The following is a 25,926-nucleotide window of genomic DNA, read 5'->3' on the forward strand; positions in this document are numbered from 1 at the left end:
TCGTCAGCGGCGGCGACCCCCGTAGGTGCCGCCGTACGAGCCGCCGTACGAGTCCCCGTAGGACCCGCCGTAGGAGCCGTAGGACCCGCCGTGGTCGCGGTCGCCGTAGTGGCCGTCCCGGAAGCAGGCGTCCTGGTGGTCGGCGCAGCGGTAGGAGACGGGGAAGCCCTCGCGGGTGGGACCGGGCTGCTCGGTGGGGGTCGCGGCGGGCGTGGGCGTCGCGCTCCGCGTCGGAGCCGGTACGGCGGTCCGCCCGGGTGTGGCGGGGGCGCTGCTCGTGCCCTTGGCGGGCGGGGTGGTGCCGTCCCAGCCGACGCTCTGCATCTGGGGGTCGGGGTGGCTCGTGTCCATGACCCAGTGCTGCGCCCCGGTGTCCTCTCGGTTCTTGACGACCAGTGCGCCCGAGCCGTCGGTCGCGGCCGGGGTGAGGGCGAGGTCCTGGTCCCAGCGCGGAACGAGAACGCCCTGGAGGGTGAAGTCGTAGCGGAGGTTCTTCGCGGTGCGTCCGGTGGCCGAGCAGGGGGCGAGGCGGACCGAGTAGCCGAGGTGGGAGTCGAGGCAGAGGTCGGGGGCGGCGTCGCTGCGCAGCAGACCGCTGGTCTCGTACGTCCAGCGCTGGGACGGCGTGGAGGAGCAGGAGGCGAGTTCGGTCTCGGCGCCCTTGACCGCCTTGCCGACGACGCCGACGCAGTCGCCGGACGCCACGTTGTGCAGCCTGCCGTGCAGGGCGCCCTCGCGGGTGCTCGCCCCGGCCCACGAAGGACCCGGCGTGGGCGGGGTGTCCGGTGCCTCGGAGGGGGTGGCGCCGTGGGCGCGGGCGGAGTCGTCGCCGGAGCCGAACGCGGACCACAGCACCAGCGGGAGGACGACCAGACCGCCGACGGTGGCGACGGCCATGCCGAGGTTGCGGCGCCGGGCGCGGCGGGCTGCCCGGTGCGCGGAGCGGAGGGTCGGTCCCGAGGCGGTGGTGGTCCGGTGCGCGGGCGGGAGACCCGGGAAGGGGGCGAGCGACGGTTCGAAGTCCTCGCCGCCCGTGAGCGCGGGGACGGCGGGGGTCTCCTCGGCGCGGTGCGCGCGGGCTTCGCGGTACTCGGCGGCGCCCCAGCCGAGGACGGACTCCGCGAGCGCGAGCCCGAGCCCCTGCTTGAAGCGGGCGAGCTGCTCGGCGGTCTCCATGCAGTGGCGGCAGCCCTCCAGATGGGCCCGCAGATCGGGGTCCATGTCCAGGGCGCCGCGCCGGAAGGTCACGTCCAGCATCCGCAGATAGCGCCCGCACTCGGGATCGGCGGCCAGCTCGCGGTGGGTCTGGAGGCACTCCTCGCGCAGCCGCTCACGGGCGCGGCGCAGTTCGATGAGGGTGTTCTCCTCGTCCAGACCGAGGAGTTCGGCGGGGACGGAGAGGGGTTCGCCCTCGACCTCGGCGTGCCAGAGCACGGCGCGGTAGGACTGGGGCAGCCGCTGGAACGCCCGGGACAGCAGGCGCCTGCCGGAGGAGGGGAGCAGTCGGGCGGCGGCGCGCTCGGTACTGCCGGGACCCGGGAGCAGCGCGGGATGCAGCAGGTCCTGGCGGCCGTCGCCGTCCCACTCGGCGGCGACGCGGCGCACGGTGACCAGCAGATGGGGACGCCAGGCGGCGGAAGGACCGGCCTGGCGCAGGGTCTCGCCGAAGAGCCGGGTGAAGGCGGCGGTCGTGAGCATCCCGGCAGCGCGCGGTCCGGCGGTGCACAGCCGGGCGTAGGCGTAGCCCGCTGCCCAGTGCCGGTCGAGGAGTTCGCCGACGGGGTGCAGCGCGGGCGCCGCTCCGGTCCAGTTCTTCAGTTCGGCGCTCAGCTCCCGGTCCGATACCGGAGCCCGCCCGCCGTGTTCGCCGTAATCGACAAAATCCCGGGACTGGGGGAAATCAGGGAAATTCTCCGGTCCTTCGCCTTTCACTACCGCATTCCTCCAGACCCGACACGGAATCGGCCCATACCGACGGCAGGACCCCGGACGCGACAGCCCCAACGCCCGCCTGGGGAAGCTCGTTTGAGACAGGGGGGACGCACCGGAGCGGACCGGCGCTCGCGGCGGAAAAACAATTGTCCGCGCGCCGGCAGCGCACACTTTCGCACAGGCCGGCGGCGCGGAACAAGAGATCTCCCGTTCACGGGCACGGAAAACAGAACGGGCGGCAAGGAAGTTGATCATTGACCAGGATTCAATCCCCGGAATCCTGTTGATCACTCAAGGAAAATAGACGGCGGAAATCAGTGCCCGCTGACGGCGCGCGGGGTGTACGGGCGCTCCAGTTCCTCGATCTCCTCCTCGGTCAGCTCCAGCCGTACGGCGGCCACCGCGTCCTCCAGATGCCCCGGCCGGGACACCCCGACGATGGGCGCCGCCACCGTGTCCTGGTGCAGCAGCCACGCCAGCGCCACCTGGGCGCGCGGCACGCCCCGCGCCTCGGCGACCCCGGTCACCGCCTCGACGATCTCGCGGTCGCTCTCCAGATACAGCCGTCCGCCGAAGTCGTCGTTCGCGCTGCGCCCGGTGACCGTGCCCCAGTCGCGGGTGAGCCGCCCGCGTGCCAGCGGGCTCCACGGCAGCACGCCGACCCCCTGGTCCGCGCAGAGCGGCAGCATCTCCCGCTCCTCCTCGCGGTAGAGCAGGTTGTAGTGGTTCTGCATGGACACGAACCGGGTCCAGCCGTTCAGCTCGGCGGTGTACTGCGCCTTGGCGAACTCCCACGCGTACATCGAACTCGCCCCGAGATAGCGGACCTTGCCCGCCTTCACCAGGTCGTGCAGAGCCTCCATCGTCTCCTCGATCGGAGTCTCGTGGTCGTAGCGGTGGATCTGGTAGAGGTCGACGTAGTCGGTGCCGAGCCTGCGCAGGCTGTGGTCGATCTCCGACAGGATCGCCTTGCGGGACAGACCGCCGCCGTTGGGTCCGGGGCGCATCCGTCCATGCACCTTGGTGGCGAGCACGATCTCGTCGCGGTGCCCGTAGTCCCGCAGTGCCTGGCCGACGATCTCCTCGCTGGTGCCGTCGGAGTACACGTTGGCGGTGTCGAAGAAGTTGATCCCCGCCTCCAGCGCCTGCCGGATCAGCGGCCGGGCCGCCTCCTCGTCGAGCGTCCACTCGTGGACGCCCCGGTCGGGCTCGCCGTAGGTCATGCAGCCCAGACAGATCCGCGAGACGTCCAGGCCCGTGGAACCCAGCTTCACATACCGCATCGTTGCCGCTCCTGCCGTCGGGGAGGTGCTGTCATTCGCGAGGGTACGTCGGCCCGCCGAGGGCGAGTTGACGCACGCGGCGGGCGACCGGTTGGATCACGACAGTGCCGTACGGCGGCCCCGCCGCCCCAGCCGAGAACCGAGGAGCGCACGTGGCCCGCCAGGCTGTCCCGCGTGCCGCCGCCGCGCTGCTCGCCCTCGCCGTCGCCCTGACCGGCTGCGCATCGGGGCACGACGGGGACGGGGTGGAACCGCCGCCGCGCCACGCCGGGTTCGACTACCAGATCGGTGGCGCCTACCCGCCGCCCGCCGGGGTCCGGATCGTCACCCGCGACCGCGCCGACTCCCCCGCCCCCGGCCGCTACAACGTCTGTTACGTCAACGCCTTCCAGGCCCAGCCAGGCGAGCGCGCCGACTGGCCCGCCGACCTGCTGCTGCGCGACGCTGACGGCCACGCGGTGATCGACGAGGACTGGGACGAGCCCCTCCTCGACCTGCGCACCCCCGCCAAGCGCGAACGGGTCGCCCGCCGGGTGAACGCCTGGATCGACGGCTGCGCCCGCAAGGGCTACGACGCCGTCGAGCCCGACAACTACGACAGCTACACCCGCTCCCGCCATCTGCTCTCCGCCGCCGACGCGGTGGCGTACATGCGCCTGCTGACCCGGCACGCGCACACCCGCCGCCTGGCTGTCGGCCAGAAGAACACGGCGGAACTGACCGGGCGCCGTGAAGCCGCCGGGCTGGACTTCGCGGTGGCGGAGGAGTGCGGGCAGTACGACGAGTGCGGGGTGTACGCGAAGGCGTACGACGACCGGGTGCTGGACGTCGAGTACACCGACGCGGGGCTGCGCAAGGCGCTGGCGCGCTGGGGCTCCCGGCTGAGCATCGTCCGCCGCGACCTGGAGGTCTCCACGCCCGGCGATCCGGGGTACGTCCGCCGGACCCGCTGATTCGGCGTGCGCCGGACCCGTCGATTCAGCGGGGCGGCTCCAGCAGGTCGAGGGCGGACTCCCAGGGGAAGCCGCCGTCCCCGCCGCCCTCCCCGAACCGCACGCCGAGCCCGGTCAGCCGCGCCACGCTCTCCCCGTAGGCGGGATGGGCGGCCAGCGCCTCACCGACCCGGGGAAGCACCGCGATCGGCACGCCGAGACCGAGCGCCTCGCACAGCGTGCCGACCGCGAGGGTGTCGGCGATCCCGGCGGACCACTTGTTGACGGTGTTGAAGGTCGCGGGCGCCACCACCACCGCGTCCGGCGGCGGGAAGGGGCGCGGGTCGCGCGGGGTGCGCCAGGCGGACCGCACGGTACGGCCGGTCAGCTTCTCGGCGGCGGCCAGGTCGAAGAAGCCGTTGGTCGCCGCCGGGGTGGCGATGACGCCGACCTCCCAGCCCCGGTCCCGCGCGGCCGTGATCAGGGTGTTGACCCCGTCGGCGATCCCGGCCGCGCAGACGACGACGTAGAGGAACGGCTTGCCGGTGCGGTCGGTCATCCGGGCACCCTACCGGGAGCGCCGGAGAGCCGGACCCGCACCGGCGGGCGTGCTCAGTCGTCCGTGACGGCCGCCGCCCGGGGCGCGTCCTCCGTGACGGTGATGGCGCCGACGGGGCAGGCGCGCGCCGCCTCCCGCACCATCGGGTTGTCGGTGGCGTCCTCGCGGCCCGGGATCAGCGCGCTGTAGCCGTCGTCGTCCTGGGTGAAGACCGCCGGGGCGGCCAGCGCGCACTGTCCCGCGCCGATACAGAGATCCGTGTCGATGTCGATGTGCATGGGCTGAGCCTCTTACCAGTTCACGGGGAGTTCCAGCATCCCCTGGATCGTGTCGCCGGGTTTGAAGGGGATCTCCTCGGCCGGGACGGCAAGGCGCAGCCCGGGCAGTCGGGTGAGCAGGGAGCCGAGGGCGATCTCCAGTTCGGCGCGGGCGAGGTTCTGTCCGAGGCACTGGTGGATGCCGAAGCCGAAGGCCACATGGTGGCGGGCGGAGCGGTTCCAGTCCAGGCTGTCGGGGTCCTCGTACACGGCGGCGTCGCGGTTGATCACCGAGGTGGAGAAGAGCACGCCCTCGCCTGCCCGGATCGTCTCCCCCTCGACCTCGATGTCCTCCAGGGCGACCCGCACCAGACCGTCCGCGATGGACAGCATCCGCATCAGCTCCTCGACCGCGCCGGGCAGCAGCGAGGGGTCGGCGCGCAGCTCGGCCAGCTTCTCGGGGTGCCGCAGCAGGGTGAAGGTGCCCAGCGAGATCATGTTGGCGGTCGTCTCGTGCCCGGCGACGAGCAGGATGAGCCCGAGCGAGACGGTTTCCGCGCGGTCCAGGGCACCCTCGCTCAGCTGCTGGTGCACGAGGTCGTCGAGCACGCCGTCGCCGGGCTCGGACTGGGCTGCCTTGCGGTCGACCAGAGCGCCGAGATACTTCTCCAGCTCCACGCGGGCGGCCTGGGTGTCCTCGGCCGTCGGACCGCGCAGCAGCCTGCGGGACTGCGCCTCGAAGAACTCGTGGTCGTCGTACGGCACCCCGAGCAGGCCGCAGATCACCATGGACGGCACGGGGAGCGCGAAGGCGGAGACCAGCTCGGCGGGCGGTCCCTGCTCGATCATCGCGTCGAGGAGGTCGTCCACGATGCGCTGGATGCTCGGTCGCAGCGCGGCGGCGCGCTTGACGGTGAACGACGGGATCATCATCCGCCGCTGGACCTTGTGCTCGGGGTCGTCCAGACCGAGCAGCGCGACCCGCCGGTCCCGCACCCCGGCGAAGCGCGCCGAGGGAATGGGGAAGCCGGGCCTGGTGCGGTCGCTGGACAGCCGGGGGTCGGCAAGGAGGGCGCGGGCCGCGGTGTGCCCGGTGACGGCCCAGACCTCGCGGCCGTCGAACAGCGTGACCCGGGACAGCGGTCGCGCCTCGCGCAACGGGCCGTACCCGGTGGGCGGGTGGTAGGGACAGGAGCGGTCCTGCGGGAAGGCGACGGGGGCGGCCGGGGTGGCCGGCTCGGTGATGTCCGTCAGTTCCGTCATGGAAAGACCTCGCAGACGAAGAGGTGCGTCGTGCCGATCTTCATTAGATGCCTGGGGCACCCATGGGGCGACGACAAGTTCGGCCAGATCGGTGACCCCGCGGATCTGGCCGAAGAGCGTGGCCGTCATGGGTGCGGAAGCACCGGTTCCGGCCGTTCCGGATCGCACTTCGCTTCTTCTCGGCCAGGTTACTCGGTTGCTTTCGGCCACTTTCAGTCTCGCGGATTCGGGGGTGTTCCGGCCACCGCTGCGCGGTACGGATGATTGTGGCGCCCGCCGGTGTTACGGCAGGTCGCAGGAGCAAGCCGTCCGAGCAATACGCCGTCTGACCGAGAAAGAGGACGAGGCAATGCCGCTTGAGGGCGAGTACGAGCCCAGCCCGACCCAGTGGGTGCGCGACCAGGTCGAGCTGTACGAGGGGTCCGGCGGGACCAAGGGGACGACGCTGCGGGACACCGGGCTTCCGGTGATCGTCCTGACCACGCGGGGCGCGCGCAGCGGCAAGATCCGCAAGACGCCGCTGATGCGGGTGGAGCACGACGGCAAGTACGCCGCGGTCGCCTCCGTCGGCGGCGCGCCCAAACACCCCGTCTGGTACTTCAACGTCAAGTCCGACCCGGCGGTCGAACTCCAGGACGGCCCGGTCAAGCAGGACATGCGCGCCCGCGAGGTGACCGGCGCGGAAAAGGCCGAATGGTGGGACCGCGCGGTCGCCGCCTTCCCGCCGTACGCCGAGTACCAGGAGAAGACGGACCGGGAGATCCCGGTGTTCGTACTGGAGCCGGTGGACGCCCGCTGAGCGGGCGCGCTCTCTTTTTTTCGAGGGGTACGGGGCGCGGGCCGAGTCGCGAGGCTGAGGGGGCTCGGTCCGCGCGGCGGTATGGGACGGCCCCGGAGGTTGGTGCGGGCCAGGCCCGTTGGTCGGTGTGCGCCAGACCATGAAGCCGGCGCGGGTCAGACTCCGAGGTCGGTGCCCGATCCGCCCGGCCGGGTACGGTCCGGGAGGCGGGTGCAGGCCGAGCCCCCGAGGCCGGTGCGGGATAGCCCGCGAAGCCGGTGCGGGCCACGCCGCGAGTCGGTGCGGGCTCGGTCCGCACGGCGGCCCCTGGCCGGGAAGCTGGTGCGGGCCCGGCCCGGAGCGGTCCTGTGGGCCGGGGCCGTGAGGGCCGGGGGCGAACTCGCGAGCCCCGCGCGGGAGCGGGACCGGTTTTTTTGGGGCGGGGCGCATGAACCGGTTCCGGGACGGGCACTCGCCGGTCAGGCCCCGCCGCGTTCCCCCGTCGCGGCGGGGCTCTCCCGTGTTCCGGTGGCTCCGTCGCGGTCGGTGACGTCGAGGAAGATCCGGTCGGTGTCGGGGAAGATCTGCGCGACGGACCGCTTGATCCGTACGGCGACCTCCTCGACCCGCTCGCTGTCCAGCCCCGGCACGAGGTCCACCCGCGCGGCCACCATCGTGGAGTCGATGCCGGTCTTCATCGTGAACAGCGCCTCGACGCTGTCGATCTCCGGCTGCGCGCACAGCAGCGCGCGGATGCGGGCGGTCAGTTCGGGGTCGGCTGCCTCGCCGATGAGCTGGTCGCGCGCCTCGCGACCGAGGCGGTAGGCGATGTAGACGAGCAGCGCGCCGATCACCATGGAAGCGGCGGCTTCCCAGACGACCTGCCCGGTCACCATGTGCAGCGCCATGCCGACGGCGGCGAGGGTGACACCGAGCACCGCCGTGCCGTCCTCGGCGATCACCGTGCGCAGGGCGGGGTCGCTCAGATCGGCGGAGCCGCCGCCCTTGCGGCGGGCCTGGTACACCGCGCGGAGCAGGGAGAGTCCCTCCGCGACGAAGGCGACGCCGAGCACGATCAGTCCCGCGACGTATCCGCTGAACTTCTCCTCCGCGCCCGAGCGCAGCGCCTCGACGCCCTGGAAGAAGGAGAAGCAGCCGCCCATCACGAAGATCCCGACGGCCGCGAGCAGGGACCAGAAGTACCGTTCCTTGCCGTACCCGAAGGGGTGACGCGGATCGGCCGGACGGCGGCTGCGGCGCAGCGCGGCCAGCAGGAAGACTTCGTTCAGGCTGTCGGCGACCGAGTGGGCCGCCTCCGAGAGGAGCGCGGGCGAGCCGGCGAGTACTCCGCCGACCGCCTTGGCCACCGCGATCACCAGGTTGGCGGCGAGTGCCACCAGCACGGTGAGCCGGGTGTGCCGGTCGGCCTTTGCCTGCTTGTTCCGCTTCGAGGATGTCCCGCTCATCCGTCACCGAATGCCCCGCGCCGGGCGGTTCATACGGCGCCGAACGGGCGGAGTGCCGGAAGTGGGAGAAGTCGGCGGGAGGGGCGAACGGGTGGCGCGTCCCGCTTGGCCGACAAGAGCGCCGTGCCGCGAGGAAGGAGTACGGCATGGCGAAGAACAGGACCAGGCTTCCCCTCCACTACCAGCCCGTCGGCTTCCTGCTGAGCTGGGCGGGCGGCGCGCTGGCGGGGCTGGCGTTCCGCAAGGTGTGGACGGTCGTCCGGCACGAGGAGCACGCGCCCGACCCGCTCGACCCGGAGCGCGGCTGGGGCGAGATCCTGCTCGCGGCGGCGGTGCAGGGCGCGATCTTCGCGGTGGCGCGCAGCGTGGTGGACCGTACCCGGGCGAAGGCGGTCGCCCGCTCGACGGGAAGCTGGCCGCAGCCGCGCCCGGCGAAACAGCACTGAGCGACACGATCAAGCCACGCAATCGCTTACGTATGCACAGCTCGATCATGTTCGAACGACATGCGTCAAAGCTGAAGACATATGTCAATCGAACATGCTCAAATTCCTACTGTCGAAGGCGAGTAGGCGGGCGCGGAGTGCGTCACGGGCGCGGGTGGGAGGTGATGTCGTCGTGCGACAGGACCCCACCCCGCCCACGCGGCATCTGCGTGTGCACGAGGACCGGGGTCACACGGTTCTGGAGTTACGCGGCGAGATCGACATCGCCACGGCTGCCGAGATCGCCCCGCTGCTCGACCGTCTCACCGGCCGCCCCGGCGTCCGGCTCGTCCTCGACCTGCGCCCCGTGGAGTTCTTCGACTGCTCCGGGCTCCGCCTGGTCCACCGTGCCCGCGGCCGCCTGCTGGAACGCGGCGGCCGTCTCCACGTAATCTGCACCCACCCCCTGACCCTCCGCGTCTTCCGCGTCACCGGTCTGACCCGCCTCCTGCCCCCGCACCCCACCCTGGAGTCGGTGATCAACGAGTCGAACGGCGACCCGGAGCCCCGCTGAGCGGGGAGTCACCGCGAGGGCGCGGTCGCCCGCCCGCGGACCTGGGCGGCCCAGTCCTCCGCCAGGGACCTCGGGATCTTCGTGGTCAGAACCCCGTCGCCGGTGAGCGCGAGCCCCCGGTGGTACGACCCGCCGCCGCAGCCGTCGCTCCGCAGGGTGAGCGGCACCGTGGCGGAGGCGTCGATGACGGGCCGGGCGGCGCCCGCCGCAGTGACCCGCAGCCGGACGGGACCGGCGTCCGGGTCCACGTCCTCCGGCAGCCGGAGGTTCACCCGGGTGATCTCCTCCTCCCGCAGCCGCGACCGCACGCACTCGCCCCGCGCGCACAGCTCCGCCACGGCCCCGGTGAGATCCCCGTGCCCCGCCTGGCGGAACATGACGCCGACGCCCGCCACCGTGCCCCAGCCCGCGCACGCCTCCCCCCGCGCACATCCCGTCGCCGCCACGAGCAGCACCAGCACACCGAGGACGCGCAGCATGCCCCGCTCACCCACTCTTCGGTTCCTCGAACAGCGCGCTCACCGATTCGCCGTTGTGGATGCGGCGGACGGCTTCGGCCAGGGCCGGGGCGATGGAGAGGACGTGGAGTTTGGCGGGGTGGTCGTCGAGGGGGACCGGGACGGTGTTGGTGCAGACGATCTCCAGGACGTCCGGCTGCTCGCTGAGCCGCTTCAGCGCACCGGCGGCGAACAGCCCGTGCGTGCAGGCGACCCGGATCGAACGCGCCCCCGACTCCCGCAGTTTTCCGAGGAGTTCGAGCACCGTGCTGCCCTTGGCGATCTCGTCGTCCAGGACGATGACGTCGCGCCCGGCGACCTCGCCGATGACGGAGCTGATGCTCACCCGGTCGTCCGCGAACCGCTGTTTGGCGCCCGCCGCCACCTGCGCCCCGATCATCCGCGCGAACGCCGCCGCCTCCTTGGCGTTGCCGAGGTCCGGGGAGACGACGGTGGTCCGCGAGAGGTCGTACCGCGAGAAGTGGGCGGCCAGTTCGCGCAGCGCGTGCAGATGGTCCACCGGGACGGAGAAGAAGCCGTGCACCTGCGGGGCGTGCAGGGTCATCGCCAGTACCCGGCTCGCCCCCGCCGCCACCAGCAGGTCCGCGACGAGACGGCCACCGAGCGAGATGCGGGGCGCGTCCTTCTTGTCGGAGCGGGCGTAGGAGTAGTGCGGCATCACGACGGTGATCCGCGCCGCCGAGGCACCCCGCGCCGCGTCGCACATCAGCAGCAGCTCGACCAGATGCTCCTGCACCGGCTTGACCAGCGGCTGGATCAGGAACACGTCCCGTTCCCGGCAGTTGGCCTGGAGCTGCACCTCCAGACAGTCGTTGGCGAAGCGGCTCACCCGGGTCGGGCTGAGCGGCACCCCGAGATGCGCGCAGACCTCCTCGGCCAGCCGGGGGTGGGCACTGCCACTGAAGACGGCGATGTCTCGCACGATCCGCTCCTCGCATGATCCGTACGGGCTGCGCCGCACATGCTAGCGGCGCCCCGGCCCCCTCCCGCGCCGACGCGGAGTACGCCCTCCTGGCCGTCTGGTCAACTCACCGGTCTGTGAAGGGATTTGACGGGCATCCGTTCGGGGGAAGGAGGACCCGTGGACAAGACCAGTTCCGTCAGGACCAGTTCCGTCAGAGACCTGCCCCGGCGCATGCCGCTGTGGGCCAAAGTGGTGACCGCGATCGTCGTCGTACTGGTGCTGCTGGTGGCGGGGATACGGCTGGCCGTACTCCCGGGCATCAAGGACCTGTTCGGCACCGACACGCACGACCGTTCGGGCCCGGCGCTCCTGAAGTCCATCCAGGACATGAGCCGTTACGACGCCGCCTCCGGCAACTTCCAGGTGGTGGTGGACCTGGAGAAGGACGCCAAGTTCCTCCCCGACGCGCTCCGGGGCACCCGCACGCTGTACGTCGGCGCGGGCACCGTGGACTCCTATGTGGACCTCGGGCGGCTCGGCAAGGACGACGTGAGCGTGAACAAGGACCGCACCTCGGCCACCCTCCACCTGCCGCACGCCCAGCTCGGCAAGCCCGCCCTGGACCCGGACCGCTCCTACGCCGTCTCCAAGCAGCGCGGACTGCTCGACCGGCTCGGCGACTTCTTCTCGGACAACCCCAACGGCGAGCAGGCGGTGCAGAAACTCGCTGTGAAGCACATCGGTGAGGCGGCGAAGGACAGCGAACTGACCGCGCGCGCCGAGACCAACACCACCGACATGCTCCAGGGTCTGCTGCGCTCCCTCGGCTTCGAGAAGGTACGCGTCACCTACGGCTCCTGAACACAACCCCCGCACGCGAGCACCCACGCACCCGCACCCGTACAGCCCCTGAACGCAACCCCCGCATCCCCGCCTGGAGGACCGCATGGCCCGTACCGCCCCCCGCCTGCCCGCCGCGCTGCGCCTGCAGAAGCGAGGTGAGCGGCCGGAACGGAAGGCGAAGGCCGGCCGGGCGAGCGCTCCCGCGAAGTCCGGCAGGGCAAGCGCTCCCGCGAAGTCCGGCACTCCTGCCGCCGGGACCCGCCGGACGGGACTGCTCGCCAAGGTCCGCCGGACCGGCGCCCCCGAGAAGGCGGCGCCGCCCCCGGGTCCCAGGCCGCTGCCGCTCCCCCTGCGGCTACCGATCATGCTGCTGGCCTTCGTCTTCATGGTGGCGTTCGCCATCCTCCTCGCCCGGGTCACCCTGGAGCCGTCCCCCGCCTCGGTAGCGCTGACCCACAGCAATCTGCACCCCGGGCGCTCCCTGCGGGCGTACCTCGACTACGCCTCCGTACGCGACGTGATCCGGCAGCTCGGCGGGAACATCCTGCTCGGCGTGCCGTTCGGCGTGCTGGTGCCGGTGCTCGCCCCGCGTGCCCGGGGTGTCGTCCAGGTCCTCGCGCTCACGGCGCTGGTGATGCTGATGGTCGAGCTGACGCAGGGCGCGCTGATCACCGGGCGTGCCTTCGACATCGACGACGTCATCCTCAACACGACCGGATCGCTGCTGGGTTGGGCGCTGCTCGGTCGCAGGCTCGGTCGTGCGGTGCACGCGCGGCGGGTGCGCGAGCCCGCCGACGCCTGACGCCGGACTCCCCCGCACACGCTTCCCGGCTCCTCCGATTTCTGGTCCGTACCAAAGTATTGACGTGTCATCAGTTCACTCCTTGAATCGAGGTGCAGGAGACCCCCCACGTGAAACGGAGAGTCATGGCCACCCCACGCCTGCTCCGCAGATGCCTGTTCGCGGCCCTCTCGGCCGCGCTGATCGGCACGGCGGCCGTCGCCCCCGCGCACGCCAGTACGGCGGCGCCCACCGCGGCGGCCGTCACCACGTTCTCCGACACCTTCGACGGACCCGCGGGCTCCGCGGTCAACTCCTCGAAGTGGACGCAGGAGACCGGTGACAACGTCAACAACCACGAACGGCAGTACTACACCTCGGGCACCAACAACGCGGCCCTGGACGGCCAGGGCCATCTGGTGATCACCGCCAAGAAGGAGAACCCGGCGGGCTACCAGTGCTGGTACGGCACCTGCCAGTACACCTCGGCCCGGCTGAACACCTCGGGCAAGTTCAACGCGCAGTACGGCCATGTCGAGGCGCGGATGAAGATCCCGCGCGGGCAGGGCATGTGGCCCGCGTTCTGGATGCTCGGCACCCCGGTGAACTGGCCGGACTCCGGTGAGATCGACGTGATGGAGAACGTCGGCTTCGAGCCCTCCACGGTGCACGGCACGATCCACGGCCCCGGCTACTCCGGCTCGGGCGGCATCGGCGCGGGCTACTCGCTGCCGAACGGCCAGGCATTCGCGGACGCCTTCCACACCTTCGCGGTCGACTGGGCGCCCGACTCGATCACCTGGTCCGTGGACGGCAACGTCTACCAGCGGCGCACCCCGGCCGACCTGGGCGGCAAGACCTGGGTGTTCAACAAGCCGTTCTTCCTGATCCTGAACCTCGCGGTCGGCGGCTACTGGCCGGGCGACCCCGACGGCTCGACGCAGTTCCCGGCGCAGCTCGTGGTGGACTCGGTGTCGGTGACGACCGCCGACGGCGCCGCGGGCAAGGCCATCCGGGGTCTTGCGGGCAAGTGCGTGGACGTGGCCGCCGCGAACTCCGCGAACGGCACCCCGGTCCAGCTCTACGACTGCAACGGCACCGCCGCGCAGCAGTGGACGGTCGGCTCGGACGGCACGATCCGGGCGCTCGGCAAGTGCCTGGACGTCGTGAGCAACGGCACCGCGGACGGCTCGAAGGTCCAGCTCTGGGACTGCACGGGCGGCGCCAACCAGAAGTGGGTGGTGTCGTCGGCCAACGACATCGTCAATCCGCAGGCCAACAAGTGTCTGGACGTGACCGACAACAACTCTGCCAACGGCACCCGGCTGCAGATCTGGACCTGCGGCGGAGGCGCCAACCAGAAGTGGACGGTCGGCTGAGCCGGCCGGGGCTCAGCGCAGCCTCCAGGTGAACTTGTCGCCGCCGACCCAGCGGATCACATCCGGATCGTCCAGGTCGTGGATGACGATCCCCCGGGCGGCGGCGACCTCCAGCACCTCGGTGATGGACGTGACCTCGCCGATCACCTCACCGTCGATCTCCATGATCCGGAAGGGCGGCTGCCCCGGCTTGCCGGGGCACACCCCGAGCACCAGGACCCGCGGCTTCGACATGTACGGAGCTGATTGTTCGGTCATGTTCTAGAGCCTAGAACGCCACGGACCGGGACGACTCGTCCAGGTGAGCCGTACCGGCGGCGCCCGCCGTGCGCCGGGGGCGGGGCTGGGGAACGCTGGAGGTCCCCGTACGGGCGGGGTGCCCGCAAGCCAGAGGTCACGCCGGAGGTGACGCATGGATCCCGTCGCGGCCCTGGACCGGATCGCCTTCCTGCTGGAGCGCTCGCTGGCGCCCACCTACCGGGTGAAGGCGTTCCGCACCGCCTCCCGGGTCCTCTCTGCGCTGCCCGAGGAGGAGGTCGCCGGGCGGGTGTCGGCCGGGTCGCTGGAGTCGCTCAAGGGGATCGGCCCGAAGACCGCCCAGGTGGTGCGCGAGGCGCTGGCCGGTGAGGTGCCCGGTTATCTGAGCGCGCTGGAGGAGGAGGCGGGGGCACCGCTCACCGACGGCGCGGGCGAGGGACTGCGGGAGTTGCTGCGCGGCGACTGCCACACCCACTCCGACTGGTCGGACGGCGGCAGCACGATCGAGGAGATGGGTCTGGCGGCGGCCGCGCTCGGCCACGAGTGGACCGCGCTGACCGACCACTCCCCCCGGCTCACCGTGGCCCGCGGGCTGTCCCCCGAGCGGCTGCGCGAACAGTTGGACGTGATCGAGGGGCTGAACGCCCGCTGGGCGCCGTTCCGGCTGCTCACCGGCATCGAGTGCGACATCCTGGACGACGGCTCGCTGGACCAGGAGCCCGAGCTGCTCGACCGCCTGGACGTGGTGGTCGTCTCGGTCCACTCCAAGCTGCGGATGGACGCCCGCGCGATGACCCGGCGCATGGTGAAGGCGGTGCGGAACCCGCACGCCGACGTCCTCGGCCACTGCACAGGGCGGCTGCTCGCCGGGAAGAAGCGCCCCGAGTCCACGTTCGACGCCGCCGAGGTGTTCGCCGCCTGCGCCGAGTCGGGCACCGCCGTGGAGATCAACAGCCGCCCCGAACGCCTCGACCCGCCCAGGCGGCTGCTGCGGGAGGCGGTGGCGGCGGGCACCCTGTTCTCCGTCGACACCGACGCCCACGCGCCCGGCCAGCTCGACTGGCAGATCCTGGGCTGCGCCCGCGCCGAGGAGTGCGAAGTGCCGCCGGAGCGGGTGGTGACCACCTGGACGGCCGACGAACTGCTCGGCTGGACCCGCGAGCGCCGGGTCCCCGAGCGGGCGGCACCGCGCTGACCAGGGGATTCAGACGTGACGGGGGTCACCGTCCCGGCAGGAACGACCGGGCGGCGCGGACCGTTGTAGAGGGTGTGGGACGCGGTCGACCGACCGGCCGCAGCGCCCACCCGCCCCGGCCGTGCGTCCCCCCGTCACGGCCGGGGCCCTTCTTTTTCAGGCTTTTACGGCATCTTTTGCAGGATTTCCCGGCGCTTTGCCCCGGTTCACAGTCTTTCGCCGCGCTCAGCGCGGCGCCCGCTCCTCCAGTGCCGTCTGCCAGGCGGGCAGCCGGTCGCCGGGGGCGGGTTCCGCGCGGCGACCGCCGCGGGCGAAGAAGTCGGCCAGCGGCAGGATCGCCGCGCCCACGGTCACCGCGTCCGGACCGAGGCGGCCCAGCTCGATGGTCACCCGGTCGGCGGGGTGGCGCAGCGCGTAGGTGGCGGCGTGGCGGCGTACGGCGGGCAGGAAGCGGGTGCCGAGCTGGAGCCCTGCCCAGCCGCCGATCAGGATGCGCTCGGGCTGGAAGAGGTTGATCAGATCGGAGAGCCCGGCGCCCAGGTACTCGGCGGTCTCCTCAAGGACCGCGAGGGCCACCGGGTCGGGCTCGGCGCCGTCGGCCGGGTAGGCGGCGGCGAGCATCGCGGTGAGCGCGGTCTCCTCGTCGGTGCCCTCCGGCGGGCGCCCGCCCTCCTCGCGCCAGCGGGCCAGCAGCGACTCCGCGCCCGCGTACGCCTCCAGACACCCCGGCGCCCCGCACCGGCACCGGCGCCCGCGCACCCGTACGGTCAGATGCCCCCACTCCACCGCCCGCCCCTGCTCCACGTCGGGGGCGACCAGACAGGCGCCGACACCGGAGCCGAAGAGGACGACCAGGGCGTTGCGGGCGCCGCGTCCCGCACCGAACCACATCTCGGCCTGGCCGAGCGTCTTGGCGCCGTTGTCGATGAAGTACGGCACGTCGTCCGGGAGTTGAGAGGTCGCCCGGAGCAGCCGCTCCAGCGGGACACCGTCCCAGCCGATGGTCTGCCCGTGCACCACGGCGCCCTGGTCGGCGGTGTGCTCGATGATGCCGGGGACGCCGACCCCGACGCCGAGCAGCCGTGCGGGTACGGCCGCCTCGGAGGCGAGGACCTCGGCGATGCCGTCGCGGATGTGGCCGACGATCACGTCGACGTCGTAGCTCTGCGGTGCCAACGGGTGTTCCACGCGGGCGAGTTCGGTGAGGGCGAGGTCGAACAGCTCGACACGGACGCGGGTCTCGCCCACGTCGACGCCGATCATCTGTCCGCTGTGCGGGGCGACGCGGAGCAGGGTGCGCGGTCGGCCGCCGTCGGAGTCGACGCTGCCCGCCTCCTCGACCAGACCGTCCGTGACGAGGTCCGCGACCACGTTGCTCACCGAGCCGGAGCTGAGTCCGGTGGCCGGACCGAGTTCGAAGCGGCTCAACGGGCCGTCGAAGTACAGCCGTTGGAGCACGGCCGTGCGGTTGCCCCGCCTCAGATCGCGTACCGTGCGCCCGTTCCGCCCCGCCATGTGGCCCCTTCCGAACCGTGCCCGACCTGCAACATACCTCTCCTGGCAGGCCGGGCACGATGTCGGGGCGCCCTTATCTCATGCTGTGAGCTAAGGCGTGGAGTGGTGAGCCACGGCGCGCGGGGGGCTCGGGATCACCCGGCGGCGTACACGTCCTCGACGTAACGCCCGTCCGCCACCAGCGAGTCGAGCCAGCGGACGGCGTCGTCCTCGTCGGTGCCGGGGACGTGCTCCCGGTACAGGGTGCGGAACGCCTCCCGTACGCCGGGAGCCATCCGGGAGCCGTCGCCGCAGACGTACACCCGGGCTCCTGCGGTGAGGAGGTCCCAGACCTCGTCCGCCTCGGCGGCGATGCGGTGCTGGACGAAGAGGGCGCCGTTCTCGGGGGCGGCGCTGAAGGCGGGGCGCAGCGAGACGGCTCCGGCTGCCTCGGCGGCGCGCAGTTCCTCGGCGTGGAGGTAGTCCGCGTCGGGGGCGTCGCAGCCGAAGTACAGCAGCGCGGTGGGCAGTTCGGCGCCCCGGGCGCGGGCGGCGGCGCGGTCCGCGACGGTGCCCCGGAAGGGGGCGAGACCGGTTCCGGCGCCGATCATCACGACCGGGGTCGAGTCGTCGACGCGGAACACCTCGCGGCAGGGCTGGACGCGGGCGTACACCGTGTCGCCGGGCTTGAGGGCGGCCAGGTGGTTCGAACCGGTGCCCCGGTAGCGGCCGTTGCCGGAGCGGGCGGGGGCGTCGAGCACGGAGACCATGAGGTCGGCGTGGCGCGGGTCGGCCGCAGGGGATGAGGAGACCGAGTAGTGGCGCGGGCGCAGCGGGGTGAGCAGGTCGAGCAGCAGGGGCCAGCCGAGGGCGCCGCGCAGGGCGGGGTGGTCCTCGGTGATCTCCAGCAGGGTGCGCGGGTCGTCGCCGGGCAGGGCGGCGAGTGCGGCGCGCTCGGGCGGGCAGGGGTTCGCCTCGGCGAGCAGGTCGAGCTGGCGGCGGTTGGGACGCTCCTGCAACTCGACGTGGTGGGTGAGGAGTTCGCGTACCGTCAGCGGGCGGTCGACGGCGAGGCCGTCGCGGCGCGGGCGGGTGGCGCGGATGTCGAGGACCGTCTCCGGGTCGACGCCGAGGGCACGGGCGGCGCGGTCCACGAGGTCCGGGTCGTTCGCGGGGAGCACGGTCAGATGGTCGGCGGTGCGGTAGGTGACGCCCTCGGGGAGGGCGACGCGCAGGAACCGCTTGACGCGCGGGTGACCGGGCGCGGTGAGGTCGTGCGCCTCGGTGACGGTCATCGGGACCAGTCCGTGGCGCTCGGCGGCGGCGTCGAGGGGACCGCCGGTCAGGGCGCGGACCTCGTAGGCGGTCTCCGGTTCGCCGTCGCTGGAGCCGAGGGCGTCGGGGTCGCCGTACTCCCGGAGCAGCGCGGTGCGCAGTCCGGCGGTGAAGTCGCGGACGGTGCCGGTGAGGTCGCCGGAGGCGTCGGCGGCGGCGCGCTCGGTGAGCCGGGTGGCGCCGAGTTCGGCGAGGCGGGTGTCGATCCTGGTGGGGACGTGCTGGTAGGTGGCGGCCCAGTTGCGGTCGCCGACGCCGAGGACGGCGTAGGTCACGCCGGTGAGGTCGTGGTCGCCGTCGAGCCAGGCGTGGAAGGCGGTGGCGTCGTCGGTGGGGCGGCCGTTGTAGGAGGCGGCGGTGATCACCACCGGGCGGTCGGTGGGCAGCCCGTCGGCGAAGGCGTCGAGCGGGGCGACCTCGGTGGCGCAGCCGACGGCGGCTGCCTCGTCCGCGAGCTGGGCGGCGAACTCGCGGCAGGTGCCGTAGTTGCTGCCGTGCAGGAAGAGCGCGGCGGTACCGGGGCGGACCCGGACCGGGAGGGTGTCGGTGGCGCTGTCCTGGGCGGCGGTGGCCGGGGCGGCGCCGGGGAGCGGGGCGTGGGCGCGGTCGGCGGGGGTGCGCGGGGTCAGGGCGAGCGTGAAGCCCTCGGGCTTGAGGGTCAGCGTCTCCTTGATGTCGAGCGCGTAGTCGGCGTGGTCGTGCAGCCGGTAGCGGTGGACCAGCATGGCGAGCAGCATGGTGGCCTCGTGCAGCGCGAACTGCCGTCCGATGCAGGCGCGTTCACCGGTGCCGAAGGGCTTGAAGGCGTGCACCGGGCGAGCCGCCTCGGCCTCGGCGGTGAACCGCTCGGGGTCGAACAGCTCGGGGTTGTCGCCCCACACGTCCTGGCGGTGCAGCATCGGGACGAGCACGCTGACGGCCTGCCCGGCGCGCAGCGGGATGCGCCCGCCGAGCAGGGTGTCCTCGCGCGCCTCGCGGCTGAAGGCGGCGGCGGTGGGCCACAGGCGCAGCGCCTCGTTGAGCACCTGGCGGGTGTAGGTGAGCCGGCCGACCTCGTCGTACGTCGGCTCGGGGTCGGCGGCGTCGCCCCACAGCGCGTCCGCCTCGCGCTGGACGAGCCGCAGCGCGGTGGGGTGCTTGGCCAGGTAGTAGAGGGCGAAGGACATGGCGCCGGAGGTGGTCTCGTGCCCGGCGATCAGGAAGGTGATGACCTGGTTGCGGATGTTGGCGGTGTCCAGGGTGGTGCCGTCGGCGGGGTGCTCCGCGGTGAGCATGAGACCGAGGAGGTCCTGGGCGTCGCTCTGGTCGGTGCCGGTGCGGGCGGCGATCACCTCGTCGACGACGCCCGCGAGATAGTCGGCGTCCGCCTTGAAGGCGGCGTCGGCCGCCGTGTAGTCGCCGCCCGGGACGCGGGCGAGGCGGGTCATGCTCCACTCCAGGCAGCGCACCATCGCCTCGACGAAGGGGTGCGGCTCGTCCCGGTCGAAGGAGCCGAAGTCGTAGTCGAACCCGGCCAGGCCGATGGTGTCCAGCGTCATCCGGGTCATGTCGTCGGGGACGTTCACCGGGCGTCCGGCACCGGCGGCGCGGTCCCAGGACTCGATCAGGCGGCGGGCGACCTTGAGCATGACCGGGTGGTAGGCGCGCATGGAGCCGAGCGCGAAGGCGGGCATGAGGATGTCGTGCGCCTTGGCCCAGTTCGGCTCGTCGTTGTAGGCGGTGAACAGTCCGTCGGCGGCGAAGGCGCGCACGTTCTCCAGGGCGGGTCCGATGTGCTTGGCGAACCGGTCCTCGTCGGCCAGCTCGGCGACGAGGTCGGCGTCGGCGACGAACAGCGCGTCCCGCCCGTGCAGGCGGCGCACCAGCGCCGGACCGTGGGTGCGCATCAGGCCCATGACCTGCTGGATCGGGGTGCGACCAGGACCGGTGGCGCTGATGTCCACGACGGGGACGCCGGGCTGGTCTGCGGGCTCGGGAAGCGGTGCGGTGGGGGGCATGGCGCGGCAACTGCCTTTCGCGGGGCGGGAGTCCTGTGGTCCAGACTGGCCCTCCGGCAGGGACGGGCCATGCCATGGCACTACACGTTCGTGTAGCCGAAAGTCGTCGCAGGCACTTGCGCAAGGGGTTCTCGTGAGACCCGTAAGTTGCCGCTGACCTGTGCTTTCGTCTTGGATGGGACTGGCTTTGCACAGCGGGAGGCACCGGATGGACCTGGGGCGGACGGACGGCGTGGTGTGGCGCAACCGTGCCCTCACCCTCTTCGACCGGGTGCCGATGCCGGTCGCCGTCTGTGATGTGTACGGCGTGGTGATGCTGGCGAACCCGGCGATGGCCGCCGAGTGCGGTACGACCCCGGGGCAGCTTCGCGGCCGGGACGTGCTGAGCGTGTTCCGTCCCCGGGAGACCGGGCAGGTGGAGCGGATCGCCCAGGCGCTGCGGCTGCGGCACCGCTCGCGCTACGAGGTCTCGGTGAGCTGGAGCGCGCCGGGCGGCGCGGAGCGGTTCGGGGAACTGACGGCGGACCCGGTGAGCGACAGCGTGGACGCGACCCCGGCACTGCTGGTGATGCTGCGGGTGCGCGGGGAGCGGGGCGTACGGCGGGGTCCGGAGCCCGCGCGGGTCACGGAGACCGAGGGACGGGTCCTGGCGCTGCTCGCCGGGGGCGCCACGACGGACCGCGCCGCCCGTGAGCTGGGTCTGAGCCGGGACGGGGTCGCCTACCATCTGCGCCGCCTGTCGGCCCGCTGGGGCGCGACCAACCGCACGGAGCTGATCGCCCGCGCCTACGCCCTGGGGGTGCTGGTGCCGGGGGTGTGGCCGCCGGAGGCGCGCGGGAGCGCGCCGGACCAGGACCGGTGAGCGGCGTCCACGGGGTCGCCATGGGGTCGGTCGCCAAAACCATTCGCCACTCCCCCGCCACCTACATATGCTCACCCTGCACCTAGACCCCCTAGGTTCCGTGCCGCAGCCGTATCGCCGTATCCGGAGGACCCCATGCGACCGCTCACCGAGCAGGACATCCGCGCCTCGTTCGTCAACTGCTCCAAGGGCGAGGCCAAACGGCTGACGGTCCCGCGCGACCTGGCCGAACGCCCCTGGGACGACCTCGACTTCCTCGGCTGGCGCGATCCGGGGGCGCCCGACCGCAGCTATCTGGTCGTGGAGCGGGGGGACGGCGTCGCCGGGGTGGCCCTGCGCTTCCCGCCCGCGCGCCAGGGGTTCCTGCACCGCAGCATGTGCTCGGTGTGCCTGACGACCCATCGCGGCGGCGGGGTGTCCCTGATGACGGCCCGCAAGGCGGGTCCTGCCGGGCGCGAGGGCAACTCGGCGGGCGTGTACATGTGCGCCGACCTGGCGTGCTCGCTGTACGTGCGCGGTCTGAAGGTGCCGGACTCCGGCAGCCGGTTCGAGGAGAGCCTGACCGTGCGGGAACAGATCGACCGGGCGAACGCCAACCTGGCGGCGTTCGTGGACAAGTTGTACACGTGAGTCACACACGTCACACGAACGGTCCTCTTTCGGCCCCGTTCACCGCCCGCCCGGAACGGGAACAGGGCAGGGGATGCCAGACGTACGGAAATGGACAGCCGGGCTGCGGCGCCTGATCGCGCGCCGCCGCGAACCGGTGGTCGTGCAGACCTTGCGGTCGGCCTTCGCGGCGACGATCGCCTATGTCGTCGCGCTCCGGCTCAGCCCGGAACCCGCCCCGCTGACCTCGCCCCTGACCGCGCTCCTTGTCGTCCAGGTCACCTTCTACGCCACGCTCACCAACGGCATCCGCCGGGTGAACGCGGTGGTCGCGGGGGTCGTGGTCGCCATCATCTTCAGCCTGCTGGTCGGGCTGACCTGGTGGAGCCTCGCCCTGCTGATCGTGTCCGCGCTGACGGTGGGCCATCTGGTGCGCGTGCACGAGTACGTGGTCGAGGTGGCGATCAGCGCCATGCTGGTGCTCGGGGTCACCACCGTCGGCTTCACGGCGTGGGCGCGGATCGTGGAGACGCTGATCGGCGCGATCACGGGCATGGCCTGCAATCTGCTGCTGCCGCCGCCGGTGTGGGTGGACGAGGCGGGCCGCTCGATCGACGGGCTGGCCCGCAGGCTGCGGCAGTTGATGCTCCGGATGGGTGAGGAGGCCGCGGGCGCCGTCCCCTGGGAGCAGGCGGCCGAGCGGCTGCACGAGGCGCGCCGGATGGACCACGACATCGTCGAGGTGGACGCCTCGCTGCGGCAGGCGGAGGACAGTCTGCGGCTCAACCCGCGTGTCAAGGAGGGGCTGCTGCACCGGGTGGTGCTGCGCACCGGACTGGACACGCTGGAGATCTGCACGGTCGTGCTGCGCGTGCTGGCCCGTTCCTTCACCGACCTGGCGAAGGCGCGGGGCGGCCGTGAGCTGTTCCCGCCGCCGGTCGGGGCGGCCGTGCAGCAGGTGCTGTCCGAGGTCGCGGACGCGGTGGTCAGCTTCGCGGTGCTGGTCACCACGGACCTCAGCGCGAACGCCGAGTCTGCGGAGGCCCGGCTCACCGCCGAGCTGCACACGGCGGCGGCCACCCGCGACCGGCTCGCGGAGCTGATCAAGGAGGAGGTCCGCTCGGACTGGGCCAACTGGCAGCTCATGGGCGCGGTGCTGGCCGAGGTGAGCCGGATCATCGACGAGATGGACACCGAGCACCGCAGCCGCCGTCTCCTTGAGGAGCTGGACCGGGTGGCCCGGCAGCAGCGGGCGCGGCTGCCCCGGATGAACCGGCTGCGCGAACGGCTCGGCGTCCAGGAGGATCTGTGGCGCAACCGCACGGGAGCCGGGCGCTGACCCGGTCCGCCTTGCTTTCCCGGGGCGCGCCGCGCCAAGGTGGCCATGACGTACGGGACGTGAGAGCACCGAGGGGCGGCTGAGGCGCGGGATGTACGGCACGGACGACGCCGGGGACGGGAACACGGACGCACGGGCGCGCGGAAGCTGGAACAGGCGCCGGTTCGTCGGCGCCCTGGCGGGCGCGGCGGCGGTGGTGACGGTGCCCTCCCCCGCGCCCCCGGAGGAGCCCGGCGCGGACGGCACCGCGGCGGGCGGAACCTCGTCGGAGGCGGGCGGCGGGAAGCAGGCTCCCGAGAGCCGCCCGGCGCACCGCGCCGACTCCGGACCCCACCCCCTCTACCTCGGCACCTACACCTCCGGCGAGAACGGCGGCAAGGGCATCGGCAAGGCGTCGTACGACCCGGAGACCGGCGCGATCACCGGGGCGGGCGTCCTCGCGGCGGTCCCCGACCCGTCGTTCCTGGCCGTGCACCCGGACGGCCGCACGCTGTACGCGGTGGACGAGCGCGACGACGGCGCGGTGACCGCCGTACGGCTCGCGGACGGGACGGTCCTCGGCAGCCGGAGCACGGGCGGTTCGGCGCCCTGCCATGTGTCGGTGCATCCGGGCGGGCGCTGGCTGCTGAGCGCGAACTACGGCTCGGGCAGCGTCGCCGTGCACCCCCTGGACGCCTCGGGCGCGCCCGGTGAGCGCACCGCACTGGTCACCCATACGGCGCCGCCGCCGGGACCGGGTCAACAGGGCCCGCACGCGCACCAGTTCCTCACCGCGCCGGACGGGGAGCACGTCCTCGCGGTCGACCTCGGCACCGACACGGTCTACACGTACCGCCTCGACACGGCGCACGGCACGCTCACCGAGGTGTCCCGCGCGACCGCCCGGCCGGGCGCGGGTCCGCGTCATCTGACCTTCCACCCGGGCGGGCGGTACGCCTATCTGGCCAACGAGGTGGACGACACGGTCGCCGTCTGCGCGTACGACGCCGCGAGCGGCCGTCTGACGATCGGTGAACCGCAGTCCAGCGGCTCACGCGACGGAGTGACCAACTATCCGGCGGAGTTCGTGGTGAGCGCCGACGGCGCGTACGCGTTCCTCGCCAACCGGGGTGACAACACCGTCGCCCGGTACGCCGTCGAGGACGACGGCGCCCGGCTGCGGCTGCTGGGCACGGTGCCCGTCGAGGGCGACTTCCCCCGGCAGATCGCGCTGTCCCCCGACGGCGGGCTGCTGTTCGCGGCGAACCAGCGCTCCGGCACGGTCAGCGTGTTCCGTGTGGACGGCGGGGAACTGCGGCTCGCGGGCGAGCCGTTCGCGTCACCGGTCGCCGTCTGCGCGGTGCCGCTGTAGGGCACGCGGGCAGGCGGCGGCGGCTTGGGTGAGCAGGGCGTGCATCCGCTCGGTGAGCTGCGAGACGTCGTCGGCGGGGGTGTGGAACGCCAGGCGTACGTCGCCGTGGGCGCGGGTGCGCTCGATGCGCAGGGTGAGCCCGTGCCGGTCCACGGCGACGGGGACGACCCGGGTCGCGGCGTGCAGGCTCTCGGGACGCACCAGGCGGGTCAGCCGCTCCACCGCGTCCGGGTGGGCGTCCGCCAGATGGGTGAGCAACTGCGCCTCGGCGAGGGCCAGCGGGTCCGGCCGGGCGGCGGCGAACTCCTCCAGCCCGACGACCTGGGCGCCCGACGGCAGCCGGAGCACCACCCGGGTGGGCCGGAACTGCAGCGAACCGGCGTCCTGCGAGAGCCAGCCGGCGATCCAGAGCCGGGCCCGGATGCGCTGGCGCACCGGCACCGGGGCGACGTCCGCGAACTCCAGCACGGCGCTGGGCTCACCGCGCGGCGCGCACAGCGCCGCCGTGTGCAGCGCGCTGTCCTCGGGCACGTCGAGCAGCACCCCGCCGTCCTCGGTCACGGAGTGCGCGCCGACGTACTCCTCCCGGGCGCCCTCGGCGGTCACCGCGCACGACCACGCGGCCGCGAGGACCGACCTCGCCCGCTCCGCCGCTCCGGGTCCGGCCGCCCAGTCCTGCGTGTCACCCATCCCGAGTCCTCCTTAGGTAAGCCTTGCCTAACTTATCGAAGATCCGGGCGCACGCCAACCACGCCGCGCCGAACGGGTGACCAAAGAATTCCCCGGAGAGCGCCAACCGGTCGCCGTCGCGCCGGACTTCGGCGGTCGTACAGGAGTCGCGAAATACCGTGCGGGAGCTGCGAGACGACCGGCGGAAGCTATGCGATGACGGCGGGGGCTACGCGATGACGCCGAGCAGCGCCCGGGCGCACAGCTCGCGGACCTCGTCGCGGTCCGGAGTGCCCTCGCGCAGCCACTCCAGACAGACTGCGGTGGTGAAGGCGAGCCAGCCGCGCACCGCGAGCCGGGCGGACACGGACTCCTCGAAGCCCGGCCCGAACTCCGGGTCGGCGGCGAGCGCGGCGAGGATCTGCCGTTCCTGGGCGGCGAGCGCCCGCTGGTAGACCCGGCGTACTGCCTGGTCACCGGCCGCGTCGGCGCGGTGGAAGGCGCGGAAGCCGTGGGCGTGGGTCTCGACGTAGGTCAGATAGGTGTCGAGCCCTGCGGCGAGCTGCTCGCGCACCGGCACGCCAGGCACCGGCGCGGTCATGCGCAGCATCCGCTCGCTCTCGCGCTCGACGACCGCCGCGAAGAAGTCCCGCTTGTTCGGGAAGTAGTGGTAGAGCAGCCCGCGCGAGACCCCGGCGATCCCGGCGACCCGCTCGATCCACACGTCGTCGTACGGACTCTCGGAGAACAACCGGGCGCCGACCGAGAGCAGTTGCTCGCGGCGCTCCTGGGTGCTGAGTCTGCGCCGGGCGCGTTCCCCCTCGTTCGCGGCCATGCGGCCACCTTACTTGACGCGGATTCAACAAGCGGACCAGACTGAACCGGGTTATTGAACTCGCGTACAACACGCAGGGATCGCAGGC

At 72.6% G+C, this 25,926-nt stretch carries 25 protein-coding genes; 12 read left to right on the forward strand and 13 right to left on the reverse strand.

The genetic code is table 11. From position 1 onward, the window contains the following. Positions 1 to 3: 3 nt before the first annotated feature. Together IF655_RS06125 and IF655_RS06130 are read right to left on the reverse strand one after the other, a co-directional pair. Positions 4 to 1,932, reverse strand: coding sequence for an RICIN domain-containing protein (locus IF655_RS06125; protein ID WP_199582678.1), 1,929 nt, complete (start codon positions 1,930 to 1,932; stop codon positions 4 to 6). Positions 1,933 to 2,246: 314 nt separating this feature from the next. Continuing rightward, on the reverse strand, positions 2,247 to 3,215 hold the full coding sequence (locus IF655_RS06130) for an aldo/keto reductase (RefSeq protein ID WP_199582681.1): 969 nt from the start codon (positions 3,213 to 3,215) through the stop codon (positions 2,247 to 2,249). 152 nt (positions 3,216 to 3,367) lie between these two features. Here IF655_RS06130 and IF655_RS06135 point away from each other — a divergent pair, with 152 nt between their 5' ends. Beyond that, positions 3,368 to 4,168 carry an endo alpha-1,4 polygalactosaminidase gene (locus IF655_RS06135; RefSeq protein ID WP_199582684.1) on the forward strand — a complete coding sequence of 267 codons (801 nt, stop codon included), beginning with the start codon at positions 3,368 to 3,370 and terminating at the stop codon, positions 4,166 to 4,168. Between the two features lie 25 nt (positions 4,169 to 4,193). On the opposite strand, the gene IF655_RS06140 is transcribed toward IF655_RS06135, so the two are convergent. Genes IF655_RS06140 through IF655_RS06150 form a run of 3 tightly spaced genes read right to left on the reverse strand, consistent with a single transcriptional unit; the run spans position 4,194 to position 6,226 of the window. Further along, positions 4,194 to 4,706 carry a flavoprotein gene (locus IF655_RS06140; RefSeq protein ID WP_199582687.1) on the reverse strand — a complete coding sequence of 171 codons (513 nt, stop codon included), beginning with the start codon at positions 4,704 to 4,706 and terminating at the stop codon, positions 4,194 to 4,196. A 53-nt stretch (positions 4,707 to 4,759) separates the two neighbouring features. Beyond that, on the reverse strand, positions 4,760 to 4,984 hold the full coding sequence (locus IF655_RS06145; protein ID WP_199582689.1) for a ferredoxin: 225 nt from the start codon (positions 4,982 to 4,984) through the stop codon (positions 4,760 to 4,762). A 12-nt stretch (positions 4,985 to 4,996) separates the two neighbouring features. Further along, positions 4,997 to 6,226, reverse strand: a complete 1,230-nt coding sequence (locus tag IF655_RS06150) for a cytochrome P450 (protein WP_199582692.1) — start codon at positions 6,224 to 6,226, stop codon at positions 4,997 to 4,999. Positions 6,227 to 6,575: 349 nt separating this feature from the next. Here IF655_RS06150 and IF655_RS06155 point away from each other — a divergent pair, with 349 nt between their 5' ends. After that, positions 6,576 to 7,025, forward strand: coding sequence for a nitroreductase family deazaflavin-dependent oxidoreductase (locus IF655_RS06155; protein ID WP_199582695.1), 450 nt, complete (start codon positions 6,576 to 6,578; stop codon positions 7,023 to 7,025). Positions 7,026 to 7,483: 458 nt separating this feature from the next. Here the strand turns inward: IF655_RS06155 and IF655_RS06160 are convergent, their stop codons facing one another. Beyond that, complete coding sequence (locus tag IF655_RS06160; RefSeq protein WP_199582698.1) at positions 7,484 to 8,470, reverse strand: cation diffusion facilitator family transporter; 987 nt, start codon at positions 8,468 to 8,470, stop codon at positions 7,484 to 7,486. 146 nt (positions 8,471 to 8,616) lie between these two features. On the opposite strand from IF655_RS06160, the gene IF655_RS06165 reads away from it, so the two are divergent. Beyond that, entirely contained in the window at positions 8,617 to 8,916 is a 300-nt protein-coding gene (locus tag IF655_RS06165) for a DUF4235 domain-containing protein (RefSeq protein WP_199582701.1), read from the forward strand. Positions 8,917 to 9,088: 172 nt separating this feature from the next. Beyond that, on the forward strand, positions 9,089 to 9,469 hold the full coding sequence (locus tag IF655_RS06170) for an anti-sigma factor antagonist (RefSeq protein WP_199582703.1): 381 nt from the start codon (positions 9,089 to 9,091) through the stop codon (positions 9,467 to 9,469). Positions 9,470 to 9,477: 8 nt separating this feature from the next. Here IF655_RS06170 and IF655_RS06175 read toward each other — a convergent pair whose 3' ends face one another. Continuing rightward, the gene (locus IF655_RS06175) at positions 9,478 to 9,963 is read right to left on the reverse strand and encodes a hypothetical protein (protein ID WP_199582705.1); all 486 of its coding nucleotides are present in this window, start codon (positions 9,961 to 9,963) and stop codon (positions 9,478 to 9,480) included. Continuing rightward, complete coding sequence (locus tag IF655_RS06180; protein ID WP_199582707.1) at positions 9,956 to 10,909, reverse strand: ribose-phosphate pyrophosphokinase; 954 nt, start codon at positions 10,907 to 10,909, stop codon at positions 9,956 to 9,958. The genes IF655_RS06175 and IF655_RS06180 overlap by 8 nt, the downstream gene beginning before the upstream one ends. 213 nt (positions 10,910 to 11,122) lie before the next feature. Here IF655_RS06180 and IF655_RS06185 point away from each other — a divergent pair, with 213 nt between their 5' ends. The 3 genes from IF655_RS06185 to IF655_RS06195 all read left to right on the forward strand — a co-directional run bounded on the left by IF655_RS06185 (position 11,123) and on the right by IF655_RS06195 (position 13,894). Next, complete coding sequence (locus IF655_RS06185) at positions 11,123 to 11,752, forward strand: DUF4230 domain-containing protein (RefSeq protein WP_199583320.1); 630 nt, start codon at positions 11,123 to 11,125, stop codon at positions 11,750 to 11,752. Between the two features lie 85 nt (positions 11,753 to 11,837). Next, the gene (locus IF655_RS06190) at positions 11,838 to 12,536 is read left to right on the forward strand and encodes a VanZ family protein (RefSeq protein WP_199582709.1); all 699 of its coding nucleotides are present in this window, start codon (positions 11,838 to 11,840) and stop codon (positions 12,534 to 12,536) included. Between the two features lie 125 nt (positions 12,537 to 12,661). Next, entirely contained in the window at positions 12,662 to 13,894 is a 1,233-nt protein-coding gene (locus IF655_RS06195) for a ricin-type beta-trefoil lectin domain protein (RefSeq protein WP_199582711.1), read from the forward strand. 12 nt (positions 13,895 to 13,906) lie between these two features. Here the strand turns inward: IF655_RS06195 and IF655_RS06200 are convergent, their stop codons facing one another. Next, positions 13,907 to 14,152 (reverse strand): hypothetical protein, encoded by a 246-nt coding sequence (locus tag IF655_RS06200; RefSeq protein ID WP_199582713.1) that lies wholly within the window; start codon positions 14,150 to 14,152, stop codon positions 13,907 to 13,909. 154 nt (positions 14,153 to 14,306) lie between these two features. Between IF655_RS06200 and IF655_RS06205 the strand changes: the two genes are divergently transcribed. Further along, on the forward strand, positions 14,307 to 15,347 hold the full coding sequence (locus tag IF655_RS06205; RefSeq protein WP_199582715.1) for a PHP domain-containing protein: 1,041 nt from the start codon (positions 14,307 to 14,309) through the stop codon (positions 15,345 to 15,347). A gap of 225 nt (positions 15,348 to 15,572) precedes the next feature. On the opposite strand, the gene IF655_RS06210 is transcribed toward IF655_RS06205, so the two are convergent. Further along, positions 15,573 to 16,862 (reverse strand): ROK family transcriptional regulator, encoded by a 1,290-nt coding sequence (locus tag IF655_RS06210; RefSeq protein ID WP_199582717.1) that lies wholly within the window; start codon positions 16,860 to 16,862, stop codon positions 15,573 to 15,575. Positions 16,863 to 16,996: 134 nt separating this feature from the next. Further along, positions 16,997 to 20,173 carry a cytochrome P450 gene (locus IF655_RS06215; RefSeq protein ID WP_199582726.1) on the reverse strand — a complete coding sequence of 1,059 codons (3,177 nt, stop codon included), beginning with the start codon at positions 20,171 to 20,173 and terminating at the stop codon, positions 16,997 to 16,999. 208 nt (positions 20,174 to 20,381) lie between these two features. Between IF655_RS06215 and IF655_RS06220 the strand changes: the two genes are divergently transcribed. From IF655_RS06220 to IF655_RS06235, 4 genes are all read left to right on the forward strand, one after another. Beyond that, positions 20,382 to 21,035 (forward strand): helix-turn-helix transcriptional regulator, encoded by a 654-nt coding sequence (locus tag IF655_RS06220; RefSeq protein WP_199582734.1) that lies wholly within the window; start codon positions 20,382 to 20,384, stop codon positions 21,033 to 21,035. Positions 21,036 to 21,170: 135 nt separating this feature from the next. Beyond that, positions 21,171 to 21,665, forward strand: a complete 495-nt coding sequence (locus tag IF655_RS06225; protein WP_199582736.1) for an FBP domain-containing protein — start codon at positions 21,171 to 21,173, stop codon at positions 21,663 to 21,665. A gap of 73 nt (positions 21,666 to 21,738) precedes the next feature. Next, positions 21,739 to 22,983: an aromatic acid exporter family protein gene (locus IF655_RS06230; RefSeq protein ID WP_199582737.1), complete on the forward strand. Its 1,245-nt coding sequence runs from the start codon at positions 21,739 to 21,741 to the stop codon at positions 22,981 to 22,983. A gap of 91 nt (positions 22,984 to 23,074) precedes the next feature. Further along, complete coding sequence (locus IF655_RS06235; RefSeq protein WP_199582739.1) at positions 23,075 to 24,334, forward strand: lactonase family protein; 1,260 nt, start codon at positions 23,075 to 23,077, stop codon at positions 24,332 to 24,334. Here IF655_RS06235 and IF655_RS06240 read toward each other — a convergent pair. Continuing rightward, a complete protein-coding gene (locus IF655_RS06240; RefSeq protein WP_199582741.1) occupies positions 24,302 to 25,024 on the reverse strand; it encodes a DUF2470 domain-containing protein in 723 nt (240 codons plus the stop codon). The genes IF655_RS06235 and IF655_RS06240 overlap by 33 nt on opposite strands. 208 nt (positions 25,025 to 25,232) lie before the next feature. Beyond that, positions 25,233 to 25,838 (reverse strand): TetR/AcrR family transcriptional regulator, encoded by a 606-nt coding sequence (locus tag IF655_RS06245; RefSeq protein WP_199582743.1) that lies wholly within the window; start codon positions 25,836 to 25,838, stop codon positions 25,233 to 25,235. Positions 25,839 to 25,926: the final 88 nt, after the last annotated feature.

Origin of the sequence: Streptomyces sp. DSM 110735 (assembly GCF_016482685.1) — a bacterium.
In the GTDB taxonomy this organism is placed as follows: domain Bacteria; phylum Actinomycetota; class Actinomycetes; order Streptomycetales; family Streptomycetaceae; genus Streptomyces.

What these genes read in the sequence shown, in the direction of transcription:
- IF655_RS06130 (WP_199582681.1), bottom strand. Translation starts at nt 3,215, where the DNA reads ATGCGGTATGTGAAGCTGGGTTCCACGGGCCTGGACGTCTCGCGGATC.
- IF655_RS06140 (WP_199582687.1), bottom strand. Translation starts at nt 4,706, where the DNA reads ATGACCGACCGCACCGGCAAGCCGTTCCTCTACGTCGTCGTCTGCGCG.
- IF655_RS06145 (WP_199582689.1), bottom strand. Translation starts at nt 4,984, where the DNA reads ATGCACATCGACATCGACACGGATCTCTGTATCGGCGCGGGACAGTGC.
- IF655_RS06150 (WP_199582692.1), bottom strand. Translation starts at nt 6,226, where the DNA reads ATGACGGAACTGACGGACATCACCGAGCCGGCCACCCCGGCCGCCCCC.
- IF655_RS06155 (WP_199582695.1), top strand. Translation starts at nt 6,576, where the DNA reads ATGCCGCTTGAGGGCGAGTACGAGCCCAGCCCGACCCAGTGGGTGCGC.
- IF655_RS06160 (WP_199582698.1), bottom strand. Translation starts at nt 8,470, where the DNA reads ATGAGCGGGACATCCTCGAAGCGGAACAAGCAGGCAAAGGCCGACCGG.
- IF655_RS06165 (WP_199582701.1), top strand. Translation starts at nt 8,617, where the DNA reads ATGGCGAAGAACAGGACCAGGCTTCCCCTCCACTACCAGCCCGTCGGC.
- IF655_RS06185 (WP_199583320.1), top strand. Translation starts at nt 11,123, where the DNA reads ATGCCGCTGTGGGCCAAAGTGGTGACCGCGATCGTCGTCGTACTGGTG.
- IF655_RS06190 (WP_199582709.1), top strand. Translation starts at nt 11,838, where the DNA reads ATGGCCCGTACCGCCCCCCGCCTGCCCGCCGCGCTGCGCCTGCAGAAG.
- IF655_RS06195 (WP_199582711.1), top strand. Translation starts at nt 12,662, where the DNA reads ATGGCCACCCCACGCCTGCTCCGCAGATGCCTGTTCGCGGCCCTCTCG.
- IF655_RS06200 (WP_199582713.1), bottom strand. Translation starts at nt 14,152, where the DNA reads ATGACCGAACAATCAGCTCCGTACATGTCGAAGCCGCGGGTCCTGGTG.
- IF655_RS06205 (WP_199582715.1), top strand. Translation starts at nt 14,307, where the DNA reads ATGGATCCCGTCGCGGCCCTGGACCGGATCGCCTTCCTGCTGGAGCGC.
- IF655_RS06210 (WP_199582717.1), bottom strand. Translation starts at nt 16,862, where the DNA reads ATGGCGGGGCGGAACGGGCGCACGGTACGCGATCTGAGGCGGGGCAAC.
- IF655_RS06215 (WP_199582726.1), bottom strand. Translation starts at nt 20,173, where the DNA reads ATGCCCCCCACCGCACCGCTTCCCGAGCCCGCAGACCAGCCCGGCGTC.
- IF655_RS06220 (WP_199582734.1), top strand. Translation starts at nt 20,382, where the DNA reads ATGGACCTGGGGCGGACGGACGGCGTGGTGTGGCGCAACCGTGCCCTC.
- IF655_RS06225 (WP_199582736.1), top strand. Translation starts at nt 21,171, where the DNA reads ATGCGACCGCTCACCGAGCAGGACATCCGCGCCTCGTTCGTCAACTGC.
- IF655_RS06230 (WP_199582737.1), top strand. Translation starts at nt 21,739, where the DNA reads ATGCCAGACGTACGGAAATGGACAGCCGGGCTGCGGCGCCTGATCGCG.
- IF655_RS06235 (WP_199582739.1), top strand. Translation starts at nt 23,075, where the DNA reads ATGTACGGCACGGACGACGCCGGGGACGGGAACACGGACGCACGGGCG.
- IF655_RS06240 (WP_199582741.1), bottom strand. Translation starts at nt 25,024, where the DNA reads ATGGGTGACACGCAGGACTGGGCGGCCGGACCCGGAGCGGCGGAGCGG.
- IF655_RS06245 (WP_199582743.1), bottom strand. Translation starts at nt 25,838, where the DNA reads ATGGCCGCGAACGAGGGGGAACGCGCCCGGCGCAGACTCAGCACCCAG.